The sequence below is a fragment of the Nibricoccus aquaticus genome (assembly GCF_002310495.1).
GTDB lineage: Bacteria > Verrucomicrobiota > Verrucomicrobiia > Opitutales > Opitutaceae > Nibricoccus > Nibricoccus aquaticus.
The window spans coordinates 3,854,897-3,867,679 of sequence record NZ_CP023344.1 but is presented as its reverse complement, the minus strand read 5'-3'; the positions used below and the strand labels follow the sequence as shown (position 1 = coordinate 3,867,679).

At 61.8% G+C, this 12,783-nt stretch carries 12 protein-coding genes; 6 read left to right on the top strand and 6 right to left on the bottom strand.

Annotated features, from left to right (window positions below; genetic code table 11):
- Positions 1–12 precede the first annotated feature (12 nt).
- Positions 13–363: a hypothetical protein gene (locus CMV30_RS15625; protein ID WP_096056895.1), complete on the bottom strand. Its 351-nt coding sequence runs from the start codon at positions 361–363 to the stop codon at positions 13–15.
- A gap of 156 nt (positions 364–519) precedes the next feature.
- On the opposite strand from CMV30_RS15625, the gene CMV30_RS15620 reads away from it, so the two are divergent.
- The 3 genes from CMV30_RS15620 to CMV30_RS15610 all read left to right on the top strand — a co-directional run bounded on the left by CMV30_RS15620 (position 520) and on the right by CMV30_RS15610 (position 4,164).
- Complete coding sequence (locus CMV30_RS15620; protein ID WP_096057810.1) at positions 520–1,494, top strand: fatty acid desaturase family protein; 975 nt, start codon at positions 520–522, stop codon at positions 1,492–1,494.
- A 90-nt stretch (positions 1,495–1,584) separates the two neighbouring features.
- On the top strand, positions 1,585–2,628 hold the full coding sequence (gene lpxD, locus CMV30_RS15615; protein WP_096056894.1) for a UDP-3-O-(3-hydroxymyristoyl)glucosamine N-acyltransferase: 1,044 nt from the start codon (positions 1,585–1,587) through the stop codon (positions 2,626–2,628).
- Between the two features lie 138 nt (positions 2,629–2,766).
- Positions 2,767–4,164 (top strand): glycoside hydrolase family 28 protein, encoded by a 1,398-nt coding sequence (locus tag CMV30_RS15610; RefSeq protein WP_217494408.1) that lies wholly within the window; start codon positions 2,767–2,769, stop codon positions 4,162–4,164.
- 128 nt (positions 4,165–4,292) lie between these two features.
- Here CMV30_RS15610 and CMV30_RS15605 read toward each other — a convergent pair whose 3' ends face one another.
- On the bottom strand, positions 4,293–6,182 hold the full coding sequence (locus tag CMV30_RS15605) for an ATP-binding protein (RefSeq protein WP_138223327.1): 1,890 nt from the start codon (positions 6,180–6,182) through the stop codon (positions 4,293–4,295).
- A 179-nt stretch (positions 6,183–6,361) separates the two neighbouring features.
- Between CMV30_RS15605 and CMV30_RS15600 the strand changes: the two genes are divergently transcribed.
- The 3 genes from CMV30_RS15600 to CMV30_RS19570 are packed head-to-tail and all read left to right on the top strand — an operon-like array spanning position 6,362 to position 7,993.
- Positions 6,362–6,814, top strand: a complete 453-nt coding sequence (locus tag CMV30_RS15600) for a hypothetical protein (protein ID WP_096056892.1) — start codon at positions 6,362–6,364, stop codon at positions 6,812–6,814.
- Positions 6,815–6,838: 24 nt separating this feature from the next.
- The gene (locus tag CMV30_RS15595) at positions 6,839–7,681 is read left to right on the top strand and encodes a CPBP family intramembrane glutamic endopeptidase (RefSeq protein WP_096056891.1); all 843 of its coding nucleotides are present in this window, start codon (positions 6,839–6,841) and stop codon (positions 7,679–7,681) included.
- A gap of 54 nt (positions 7,682–7,735) precedes the next feature.
- Complete coding sequence (locus CMV30_RS19570) at positions 7,736–7,993, top strand: hypothetical protein (protein WP_138223326.1); 258 nt, start codon at positions 7,736–7,738, stop codon at positions 7,991–7,993.
- On the opposite strand, the gene CMV30_RS15590 is transcribed toward CMV30_RS19570, so the two are convergent.
- From CMV30_RS15590 to CMV30_RS15575, 4 genes are all read right to left on the bottom strand, one after another.
- Positions 7,984–8,295, bottom strand: coding sequence for a nuclear transport factor 2 family protein (locus CMV30_RS15590; protein ID WP_245844263.1), 312 nt, complete (start codon positions 8,293–8,295; stop codon positions 7,984–7,986). The genes CMV30_RS19570 and CMV30_RS15590 overlap by 10 nt on opposite strands.
- A 156-nt stretch (positions 8,296–8,451) precedes the next feature.
- Positions 8,452–10,878 carry a glycoside hydrolase family 31 protein gene (locus CMV30_RS15585; RefSeq protein ID WP_217494407.1) on the bottom strand — a complete coding sequence of 809 codons (2,427 nt, stop codon included), beginning with the start codon at positions 10,876–10,878 and terminating at the stop codon, positions 8,452–8,454.
- Between the two features lie 41 nt (positions 10,879–10,919).
- The gene (locus tag CMV30_RS15580; RefSeq protein WP_096056889.1) at positions 10,920–11,807 is read right to left on the bottom strand and encodes a DUF2971 domain-containing protein; all 888 of its coding nucleotides are present in this window, start codon (positions 11,805–11,807) and stop codon (positions 10,920–10,922) included.
- A gap of 57 nt (positions 11,808–11,864) precedes the next feature.
- Positions 11,865–12,596, bottom strand: coding sequence for an ATP-grasp domain-containing protein (locus CMV30_RS15575; RefSeq protein ID WP_096056888.1), 732 nt, complete (start codon positions 12,594–12,596; stop codon positions 11,865–11,867).
- Positions 12,597–12,783 lie beyond the last annotated feature (187 nt).

Sequence of the window (12,783 nt, the reverse complement as noted above, 5' to 3'; positions counted from 1 at the left end):
CGGCCCGTCGCCTCACCGCATCGCCGGCCGCAACTCCCGCCGCAGTTCTCCGGTGAGAATCAACTGCTCGCGACACGCCGCCTTCACCGACTCTGGCGACGCATCCGCCAGCTCCACCGCCTTGAACGCCACCTTGAGCGATGCAACCGGCGGCAGCTTCCCCGTGGTCAGCCGCTTCACGCAATGCGCGCGTAGCCCGCTTGCACGCGACTCGATCACGAGAAAAATTTTCTCGCCCGTTTCCGTCGGCTCAAAAATCACCGCCACCCCCAGCGCCTTGGCCGGGATCTTTTTCTCCACCGCATCAGCAGCACACACGGTGAACCCGAAACGTTTCTGCCACGACACGGTTTTGTTTTCCATCCGTCACCGTCGCCTCCCGCCACCCGCAACACAACGCGTTTGTGTCCTCCGCTCTGGCGAAATCCCCGCCCGCCTTCGCTCCGTTAATTATCCCGTTTCACCGAAGTCCTCATCGACACCGGCCCCTCCCCCGTCACGGTCATGCCACCCCCACCCATGAAAACAGGCGTAGAACTCATCCTGGCCACCAAACAATTCGCCAAGGACGACGCCACCCGCAGCTGGTGGTATCTGCTCTCCACCGGCTTCCTACTCGCCGCCGCCCTCGCGCTCACCTTGCTCCCCGTCCACCTCGCCGCCCGCCTCACCGGCAGCGTCCTCGCCGGCCTGCTCCTGCTCCGCCTGTTCGTGATTTACCACGACCAGCAGCACCACGCCATCCTCCCTCGCTCCCGCGTAGCCGAGTTCCTGATGCAGATCTTCGGGATTCTCGCCCTCAGCCCGAGCAGTATCTGGCGCGCCTCCCACAACCATCACCACCACCACAATTCCAAGCTCCGCGGTTCCCACATCGGCTCATACCCGATCATGACCAAAGAGCAGTTCAAACAAAGCTCCACCGGCAAACGCTTCGGCTACCTCTTCGTCCGCCACCCGCTCACCATCCTCTTTGGCTACGTGTTCATGTTCCTCTTCGGCATGTGCCTCAACCCGTTCCTCAATCACCCCCGCAAACACTTCGACTGCCTCGTCGCACTCATCATCCATTTCGCCATCAGCACCGCCCTCGTGATCTACGGCGGCTGGGCCACCTTGCTGATCACCCAGACCCTCCCGCACTTCATCACCTACGCCATCGGCTCCTACTTCTTCTACGCCCAGCATAACTTCCCCGGCGTCTCCTTCAGCGACCGCGACGGCTGGACCTACGAAAAAGCCGCCCTCGAATCCTCCAGCTACATGCGCATGGGTCCGCTCATGCAGTGGTTCAGCGCCAACATCGGCTTCCACCACATCCACCATCTCAACGACCACATCCCCTTCTACCGTCTTCCCGAGGTGATCCGCGCCATGCCCGAGCTGCAAAACCCCAAAGTCACCTCGCTGCACCCCGCCGACATCATCCGCTGCCTCCGCCTCAAAGTCTGGTGCGTTGAAACCCAAAGCATGGTCAGCCTGCGCAACGTCTAGCACTCCGCCTCCGCCACCCGCGCATCTTCTCGAAGCGCGCTCCGTTCCGACACACCGCCGCGCGTGTGCCCGATTTCCAACTACCCCTTTATGCAAATCACCACGGCCGATCTGGCCAGACACCTCGGCGGCGAACTCATCGGCAACGGCGACGCGACCCTCACGGGCTTCGCCTCCGCCGATAACGCCAGACCCGGCGATCTCACCTTCGCGGAAAAAGAAGCCTACTTCGCCGCCGCCGAAGCCAGCGCCGCCACCGCCATCCTCATCTCCGGCGCATTCACCTCCGCCACCAAAGTCCTCATCCGCGTCCCCGACGCCCGCGTCGCCGCCGCCAAAGCCCTCCCGCTCTTTTTCCCCGCCGACTCTTTCGCCCCCGGCATCGACTCCACCGCCCGCATCGCCGCCTCCGCCCAGATCGATCCCTCCGCCCACATCGGCCCCGGCTGCGTGATCGGCGAAAACGTCATCATCGGCGCCCGCACCGTCCTCATGGGCGGCAATCACGTTGCCCGCGATTCCCGCATCGGCGACGACACCCGCCTCTCGCCCCACGTCGTCCTCTACGCCCGCACCGAGCTCGGCCACCGCGTCTCCATCCACGCCGGCACCGTCATTGGGTCCGACGGTTACGGATACGTCTTCAATCAGGGCAAACACGTCAAAATTCTTCAGGTCGGCCACGTCATCATCCACAACGACGTCGAGATCGGCGCCAACGCCGCCATCGACCGCGGCGCGCTCGGCCCCACCATCATCGGCGAGGGCACCAAGATCGATAACCTCGTCCACGTCGCCCACAACGTCGTGATCGGCAAACACTGCCTCATCATGGGCCAGGTCGGCTTCGCCGGCAGCACCCACCTCGGCGACTACGCCGTCGTCGCCTCCCAATCCGGCATCGCCGGCCACCTTAAGATCGGCCGCCAGGCCATCATCGGCGCCAAGTCCGGCGTCATGCGCGACGTCGCCGATAAAGAAACCGTCCTCGGCATCCCCGCCGCTCCCGACAAACAGGCCAAGCGCCAGTGGATCGCCGTCCAGCGCCTCCCCGAGCTCATGCTCCGCGTCCGCGAATTGGAAAAACAACTCGCCACACTCGCGCCCTCGTCCGCGCCCAAGCCCTCCGCCTGATCTCGCGCCGCACGTCCGGCGCATTTCAGTCCCGCGTTCACCGTCTGCCGCGCCATGCGGACCGGACCGATTTCCCGGCTTTGACGCCCGCCCCGAAATCCCTACCGACACCTTCGTTTCGCCAATCTCGATCCTCCCATGAAACTCCCTCTCACACTCCTGCCCGCCCTCCGACTGCTCCCTTGGTTCGTCGCGACCGCCGCGTTCACCGCCTCCTCCGCGTCCGCCGCCCCCGTGACAATCAAGAGCCCCACCGGCGACTGGGCCATGGCCGATGAGATCGTCCAAAAAATCCAGCTCCCGCAAATCCCCCAGCGCGACTTCCTCATCACCGACTTCGGCGCCAAGGAAGGTCTCACGCACGATTCACGCCCCGCCATCCTCGCCGCTATCGCCAAAGCCTCCGCCGAGGGTGGCGGCCGCGTCATCCTCCCGAAAGGCTCCTGGCTCAGCAACGGCCCCATCCACCTGAAGAGCAAAATCGACTTCCACGTCGCCGAGGGCGCCACGCTCCTCTTCGGCCCCGAGCCCAAAGACTATCTCCCCGCCGTCCTCACCCGCTGGGAAGGCACCGAGCTCTACAGCTACTCCCCGCTCATCTACGCCTTCGAGGTCCACGACGTCGCCATCACCGGCAAGGGCGTTATCGACGGTAACAAGCAGAGCGTATTCAACACCTGGATCGGCGAACGCCAGCACGCCGACATGAACGCCCTCCGCAAGATGGGCGTCGACGGCACCCCCGCCGCCAAGCGCGTCTTCGCCGAAGGCACCTACCTCCGCCCGCCCCTCATCCAGTTCTTCCGCGCCGAGCGAATCCTCCTAACCGACTTCACCCAGCATAACTCGCCGTTCTGGATAAACCACCTGGTTTACACCGATCACGCCACCATCCGCGGCCTCAAGATCGACAGTCACCAGCACAACAACGACGGCGTGGACGTCGATTCCTCCCGCTTCGTTCTGATCGAGAACTGCCACTTCCGCACCGGCGACGATTCCGTCGTCGTCAAATCCGGCCGCGACCGCGATGGCCGCGAGGTCGGCAAGCCCAGCGAGTACGTCGTCATCCGCAACAACGACATGGGCGGCGAAGACGGCATCGCCCTCGGCAGCGAGATGTCCGGCGACGTCCGCCACGTCTTCTTCGACAACAACATCCTTCGCAAAGGACTCTCCGCGATCCGCTTCAAGGCCAACCTCGACCGCGGTGGCGTCGTCGAACACATCCGCGTCCGCAACATGACCGTCGAATCCTTCGACACTCTGTTCTGGTTCCAGCTCAACTACCCCGGCCTCCTCGGTGGCGGCCACCCGTCCACTTACCGCGACATCGTCTTCGAAAACCTCACCGTCGAACGCGCCGGCACCATCTTCGACGGCTCCGCCCCCGCCGAGTCCCCGCTCAAAGGCGTCGTCCTCCGCAACATCGCGATCAAAGAAGCCGGCAAAACCTTCATCCTCGAAAATGTCGAAGACCTGAAACTCGAAAACGTCACCGTCGCCGGAAAGCCCCTACAGCTCCCCGCAAAATAAGGTGGAACGCGCCGTCCCCGGCGCGTTGTCCGGTTCATCCCTCTGGAGGGACGACCTCCGTGTCGTCCTTTTCACCTCAGTCCACCGCGTGGGCGAAGCCTCTACGCGGCGCGGCGCGATCGTCCTTCTTATCGAGTCAACGCCCCGCTCTGCGCAAACACGCTCAGCGCCGCCTGCAGTTCCGCCAGCTTCACCGGCTTCGCCACGAAACCGTTCATGCCTGAATCAAAACACCGCGCCCGCTCCTCCGGATAAGCCGACGCCGTCAGCGCGATGATCGGCAGCGCCGCCGCCTTCCGCTGCATCGGCTGATCGGATGTCTTCCACGTCCGCAGCCGCCGCGTCGTCTCCCATCCGTCGAGCTTCGGCATGTGGCAATCCATCAAAATCACATCGGGCAACGCCTCCCGCTGAAGCGCATCCAGCGCCGCCGCCCCATCGAAAACCATCGCGTACGAACATCCCAGCTGATCCAGCTGCGTACCCAGGATTTTCCGGTTCACCGCGTTATCCTCCGCCACCAGCACGCGCAGTTTCAGCGACCCTTGAAAATCAATCGCCACCACCGGAGCCATCGCCGGTGCCTGCGTCGCGCGCAGCGTCAGCGTGAATGAAAACACCGAGCCCTTCCCCGGCACACTCACCACCTCCAGCCGCCCGCCCATCATCTCCACGAGCCGGTAGCTGATCGCCAGCCCCAGCCCCGTGCCGCCGAAACGCCGCGTCGTGGACGAATCCGCCTGCGTGAACCGCTCGAAAATCTTCGCTGTCGCCGCTTCGTCCATACCGATCCCCGTGTCGCGCACCTCGAACCGCAACGCCGTCATCCCCGCCTCGCCCGCTTTCGCCGCGCCCGTCACCGCCACATCCACCCGCCCGCCCGCCGGCGTGAACTTCACCGCGTTCGACAAAAGATTCAGCAGCACCTGCCGTAACCGGTGGCTGTCCGCCTCGAAAAACGTCCGTGCCAGTCCGTCCTCGATCGTCATGCCGATTTCCACCGCTCCCGCCACCGCGCGATGGCTCATCAACGATACCGTGTCGGCCACCGTCGTGCCCACTTCAAAAGCGTGCTTCTCCAGCACCACCTGTCCCGCCTCGATCTTGGAGAAATCCAAAATATCCCCGAGCAGCCGCAGCAACAGATCGCCCGACTCACCCACGATCCGCACCTGCTCATTCACCTCCGCCGGCAGATCGCCACGCCGCGCCATCAAATCCGCCGACGCGATGATTCCGTTTAACGGCGTCCGGATCTCGTGGCTCATGTTCGCCAGAAATTCGCTCTTCGACCTCGACGCATCCTCCGCCTTGCGACTCGCCGCCTCCAGCGCGCGCGTCCGCTCCGCCACCAGCCGCTCCAGATTTTCATTAACACTGCGCGACTCCCGCAGCGCCGCCTCACTCCGCAGATGCGCCGTGGCGATCATCCGGATCAACGTGATCCCGAGACCGAAAAGCAGCGCCAGCACGATCAGCCCATCGCGCAACAACGTCCGCGCCGCGAACTGCACCTCCGGATCGAACGGCGCCTTAGGCAGCAGGAAAAAATAAAACCCCGCCTGCCCCGCCATGATCAGTCCGAACACCGCCACCGCCACCCAGCGCGAGGCAAACACCACCGCGAACAACAAAAACACCACGTCAAAAGCGAACAGCTGGATGCCCAGCGCCAGCGGCTCCAAAGGCACCACCGTCTTAGCGCCAATGCCAAAAACCATCCCGTTCATCACCAGCACCGCCGCCAGCGCCAGCCCGTTGCCCGCCCGCTCCACGCTCCCCTTGAACAAAAACCACAGGCAGATCAGCCCCGCCATCCCCACCAGCAGATTCACCGCGATGCGCGGCAGCAGCTCCGGCGGCTGCGTCCACAACACCTTCGCCACATTGAGCGGCAGAAACGCCAGGACGATCAGCGTGATCGCAGCCAGCAGCCGCGCCTTCTGCAGGATAAAAAGCGAGCGCCCCCGATAGGCGAAATCCAGTCGGGCCAGCAAAGGTGCGAAGAGTCGAAGCATGGAGGACAGCAGGAGATCGGGACTGCGACGGCCACAGCCTCCGATGACAAGGATGCAATCCGCACAACGGCTCAACGCATCCACCGCTTAAACACTGCTTCACTTTTCAGAGGATTACGGACGGTCTGATTCCCGTTTGACCGGCCTCCGCCACCCCACCAGCGTCCGCGCACCCCTCCATGGAAAACCAGCCCCTGCCCCCGCCTCTCGCTTCCCTAAAACCCTCAGCCGCCAAACCCTATCCCGGCCCCGACACCTCCTCGCCACGCGGCAACGGCCGCGGATGGATTCTCGCCCTCGCCATCCTCCAGGCGATCGGCGGCATCGTCGTCTTTGCCATCACCCAAGGCTCTGTCGAACCCCACGTTGCCGGCATCATGCTCGTTTTCCTGCTTGGCCTCTCCGCGATCTACGTCGGTCTCTGGATCTGGGGCAAAAAAGCCCCCTTCGCCGCCCTGCTCACCGCGCTCATCATCTTCCTCACCGTCCACCTGCTCGACGCCGTTTTCGAGCCCGCCAACCTTTTCCGCGGCATCATCGTCAAAGTCATCCTCGTTGCCGGCCTCAGCACCGCGCTGAAAAAAGCCTACACTAAAAAACGCGAAGCCGAGCTCGAAGCCTCGCAATCGTAAGCGCCGCATCCCCGCGGGAATTCCATGTCATCTGGCCCGGAAAACTCCGACGAGCCAACGGATGAAGCGCTGCCATCTCCCGGCCTGCAGTCTCCCCTCGCGCCCCTCACCGCCGACTCTGCGGTGACCCAGGAACCCGCCCCTCCCGTCGCACTCCCCGCGCCCGCGATCACCCCGCCCGCCCCCGTCGATCGCTACATCGCCAACCGCGAACGCATCGAACGCGAGTTCCATGAAGTCCGCCGCATCGTCCTTTTCTACGGCGCCATCCTCACACCGATCCTGATTCTTCTGGGCTGGTGTTTTCATCGCAAAAACTCCGACACCCTCACCGCCGAACTCGTGCTCGGCTCCATCGCGTACAGCGTCATCGCCTTCTTCGTCGTGTGCTGGCGACACGAACTGCGCGGTCTCTTCACCTGGCCTCGCACCGCCGGTGCGCGCATCTGGATAATCACTGCGGTCACTCCGCTTCTCACACTCACCTGCATCACGCTCGCCCGTCACGCCATCGCACAAATCGGCTGGCCCATAGAGCCCGTGCTCAGTCCCGCGCACATCGCCCGCTGGCCCATCGCCGCCTTTTATCTCTGGATCGGCCTCTGTCCCGCCCTCTTTGAAGAAATCGCCTTCCGCGGACTGCTGCTCGCAAAACTCAAACGCCTCATGACGCCCATTCAGGCGATCTGGGTCACCACACTCCTCTTCGGCATCATCCACTTCGACATCCTCGCGATGGCGATATTTCTCATCCCGCTCGCCTGGATCGCCGGCTGGCTCACCCACCGCACCGGCTCACTGTGGCCCGCGATGATCATCCACTTCGTTCACAACGCCGGCGTCCTCACCCTGGAGTTGCTCCGCTGAATCAGCCCGGACTCCCAGCTCACGCCTCACGCGCCACGGCATAATCGGAACCGCGTGAAATCCCCGCGCACACGCCGCGGCCTACTTCCTCTTGGATTTTTTGACCTGCGCGTCAGTCATCTTCTTAAACTGCGGCAGCGGCTTTTGCTTCTGCTGAAAACGCTGGTTGGCTTTCAGGTCTTTAATGGTCGGCAAATATTTGGCACCCATGCCCGCAAGGCCGTCGATAAACCGCCCGCCCGGCAATCAGATTCCCTGCCCGCCGACAGTCGCGTGATCGCCCGCTCGCCGTGCCCGCTCGGTCACACGTGAAACTGCTCCGACACGATCTTCCCGTCCTTCACCTCGTACACGCATAGCTCGGTCATATCCATGCGCCCCACGCCCTTCATCGTGACATCCATGCGCATCGTGCAGGCAAACGAGCTGCCCGCCACCACCGGCTCCGACACCGCGTACTGATGCATCGTCTCGATCATCCCCATAAACTTCCGCCCTTTCTCGATGATTGCCGGCAGCCCCTTCGTTTCCTTCGCAAAGTGTGGCGACGCGTACGGCTCAATGCTCACCACGTCCGCCGCGTAGAGCTCCGTCTGCGCCTGTTCGTACTTCATTTCCCGGCAAAGGCTCACCAATCGCGCTGCAATTTCCTGAGTCGTCATAAACAAAAACGTTTTGAGTAGGTTAAGGGTTCAGCAAACAGCCCGCCTCTACGGCAGGCCCGCGCACCGTGATCGCTCTTCCGAGCAAATTCAACCGCGCGCCACGTATCATTTCTTCACCTCGGCCGCGCGCACCGTCCACTTCACCCGCGCGCCCAGCGGATCTGCTCTTAACGCAAACTCCGTCAGCGCACCTGCCCCGCCCACCGCCGCACTCCGCTCCAGCGCCACCGTCTTCAATTCATTGTCCGTCGGCAAACAAACGAGCCCACTCGCCGCCCGCGTCTTCTCATCCGCCGCGAAAACACGCAGCTCGATCTTCGTCCAATCCATCTGCGCCGTCGATTGCGCGAGCCCGATGTGCGGCAGCACCGTCCCATCGCGCACCAACATGATCACCGGAATTTCCCCCGCCTCGATCCGCTGCCAGCCGCGCTCGTACACGCGCCCCGTCTGATAATCGATCCAGCGCCCGCCCGGCAGATAAACGTTACGCGCCGTCACGCCCGCTTCGAGCAGCGGAGCCACCAGGATGCTCGACCCAAACAGATACGCGTCGTCTACCAGCCATGCGCCGGGATCGTCCGGATACTCGATGAAGAGCGCCCGCATCATCGGCAGTCCGCGCTCCGACGAATCCTTCGCCTGCGCGTACACATACGGCATCAACCGGTATTTCAGCTCCGCCGCCTTCCGGAAATCATCCTCAAACGCCTTCCCATATTCCCACGGCTCGCGCGGCGGCGCTCCATGCGTGCGGCTGTGCGACACCAGCATCCCAAACGGCATCCAGCGCCGGTACAGATCGACCGACGGTTTGCCGAAAAACCCGCCGATGTCGTGGCTCCAAAACGAAAATCCGCACACGCCCAGCGACAGTCCGCCACGCAGCGTTCCCGCCATCGCCGAGTCCGTGTTCGGCGTGTCCCCGCTCCAGTGGATCGGATAACGCTGGCTCCCCGCCCACGCCGCGCGCGCCCAGAGGATGTCCTCACCAGTCGTCGCCCGCGTCACCTCCGCCACCACTTTCTGATAACGCAGCGGATACAGATTGTGCTCATAAAACCCCGTGCTTCCCGACGTGTACAGCCCGTTGCCCGGCGCCGCCTCACCGAAATCCACCTTGATCGCGCCCACGCCCATCTTCAGCAGCCCCGCGATATTTTCCTGATACCACGCGATCGCCTCCGTATTCGAAAAATCCAGCACCGCATCCTCCGTCGGCAGATTTCCCTTCGCATCTTTCACCGCCAGGCCGCGCGTCACGATCTCGGGAAACAACCGGTTCTTCGGCACGAAATACGGCAGCTGCCATAACGACACCCGGAATCCGTCCCGCTTCAAATCCGTGATCATCGTCTGCGGATCGGTGAACCGCGTCGTTGAGAAACGATAGTCGCACTCCCAGTCCGTCTCGAACCACCCCGTGTCCAGATGGATCACATCGCTCGGGATGCGATGCTCCCTCAGCTTCGCCGCCACCTCGCGCACCTCCGCCTCGGCCTTGTACGTGATGCGGCTCATCCACAACCCAAACGACCACAACGGCGGCATCGCCGCGCGCCCCGTCAGCTCCGTGTACGCGCCGATCACCTCCTTCGGATCGCCGAGAAAAATAAACAGATCCAGCGCATCGTCCCCGGTCGTCAGCGCATTGCGCCCCGACTCCGTCGCCCCGAAGTCGCACGTCACCGGCGACGACGTGTGCATGAACATCCCATACCCGCGGCTGCTCAGGAAAAACGGCACCGGCTTGTACATCTCCGGACTCTCCGCCCCGAGCACATCATGCGTCCACAACACCAGCTTCTGCCCGCGCTTGTTCAACTCCGTGTAAGACTCCCCGCCGCCAAAAATCTTCTCCCCCGGCGCCAGCGAAAACACCGCCGCCACACTCCGCGAATAATCCGACGCCCGCCGCACAAACGAAAACGGCAGCTCGCTCTTCTCCGTCAACGTCTGCGTGAGCAGCTTCCCCGCCGCATCGCGGATCTCGATACGCCACGGCTTGTCGCGCAACGTCACCTCGCCCACCGCACTCTTAAACGCCCACCCGCCCTCGATCTTCCGCGTCTCCCAAGAACCATCGCGCTGCGGCTCGCGCACCAGCATGAGCGACTTTTCCCGCTCCGCCCGCGCCGTCGAACTCGTCGCCATCCGCAACCGGATCGTGCGCGGCGAGACAAACTCCAGCGAGAACGGCAGCTCCGGATCCACCGCATAAACGGTCGTCGGCCACTCATTGCCCGGCACCTTCTCATACGTGGCGCTCGTGTTGTTAAACGAGATTCCCCACTGATACTTCGTCCGCCGCCACCCCAGTTTCCCCGCGCCCGTCGCCGGATCAAACGCCGCCACATGATCCACGACGAAGTAAGAATTCGCGAAGTCCCGAAAATCCCGGCTCACATCCACGACCGAACTCAAGATCGGCTGCGACGTGACATCCGCCACCAAGGGCGAAACACCTGCCAGCGCCAGTGCGCCAACCTTCAACCAAAGACCAACACAAGCCGAGCGGGGGTAACGCATCATGCCCGCAAGCAAGGCCTCTGCAGCGTCGTTGTCTACGAATTTTACCGTGGCAACGGTGGCTGCCCCCAGCCTCCGCTTATACGAAGCGACCGATCATACTTCAGATTCCCAAAGTCGTACCAAGGGCTGCAATTCTGCCACTTCAATCCGTGCCAATAGACATCATCGTCTTGAGTAAGACCCATGACCTTCTCAGCTAGATCAGGTCTTACTTTATCGCCGAAAATGACCGCTTTTAGTGCGGCGCCATAGTCGAGATAAAGATCATCTGTCGTATTACTCCAAACTACCCAGCGGTATTCTTCTTCTGCGCTCCAATCGGACATTTTTTCAAAAAAGAGCCGATGATGAAAATTCTCCAGATGCTTTAACGCGTACTTGCGAAGCCCCCATTCCTTCAGCGCATCCACGTTTATACCATAAGCGGGATCGGTGTTCAGTCCTACGACTGGCCGATTTCGATAAACAACCGGTCCTGAAGAAATCCTGCAACGCGGTTCAAAGGTTTTGACCATCCGTTGGTGAAGGAGCTCTCGATCAAAAACGAGGCACACACCTGCATGGTCTTCCGCATACTGGGCCCACATCCGCGGCTTCACAAAGCCTCGATCAAAGATATCGGCAATACGATCTCCCGTAAGTTGAGGACGATCCGAACAAAAGCATATCACGCGTGCGCAACCTTTGAGTTCAGTAGAGAACGCCTGTGAAAGACGTTGCTTATCTTGGTTCACGAGCGCGCCAGAAGAGCTATTTGAGCTGAGCCAAAACGACCATTCTTTGACCTCCTTTGGGTCATTCGTTTTGGAAAAACTACCGATACGCAAAGATCGTTTAGGGAGTATGTGATCTATCACCGAGCTAATCTTGGTGTAGTGATAGACGTACTGATCGGAGTTTTTGGTATCAATGATCTGGTCCATCTTCATGGCTTCATAAGAACCAACTTCGTCTCCACACGAATAACAACGCGCATGTGTTCGCGATCACTGGATGCGCGTGCTTGCGCTACAGGTCGGCTGAGATGCAGCCATAATCGCTGGCAGAACCTTTTCCGCTTCGCAGCCATTAAGTCCGGCCCCCCACGCCGCATTGAACTCAACCACGGCCCAGCCTCGGTCAGCGATGAACCCCACATCAACGACCACAGCATGCGGGAGCTTCACGGCATCGATCACCTCACGAACAAATCTTACCGCATCCGCGACGTTTGCGCTTCCTTCGTAAACAGCCGCATCCAGCACCTGCCCATCCAACACGAAGCTACGCACCTCCGCTGCGAGCCGCACTTGCTCGGCGACGAAGACTTTTATGTCCGGCGTTAAGCCGCGGCACTCTTCCGAGAGCGTGTCAGCCGACGAATAGACTGCCCCTCGAAATTGTTTTGGTGTGACCGGTTTGATGAACGCCGGAAACGGTCCACCCGAAACTTCTGCCAGCGTGCTCATCTCGAGCCGCCGCTTCAGGAACGGTTCAGGAACTCGCAGGAGCAACTCGTCGTCCGGAAAACAAAGATCGAACCCCAGCTTTTGCTGAAGCACCAAACAGAACGAATCCGCTCCGTACACTCGCACAGTCTCGCGAGGAAACACCGGCGGATCCCAAAAGCGTCCGATCCGATGAACCTCTCCTCCGTGGCGAACAAACGCATCTGCCAGCGCATCGCGCTCCGTATCGGCCTTATCGGAGATGAGAAGGTTCAGCCCGGTCGTGTTCATTCGAACGACCTAGCCGAAAACCGAGGCAAGCAACAGTCTTCTTCGCTCCACCGACTCTCACCGCTCAACCGTACGTCGGCATCTGCGGCCAGCCTTTCGGCGAATCCTCCCAATCCTGCTGCCGTCCGAATGGCGTGGCTTCGAGCAGACTGTTCACGTCCACCAGATGCTCCACGCGCTAACGCCT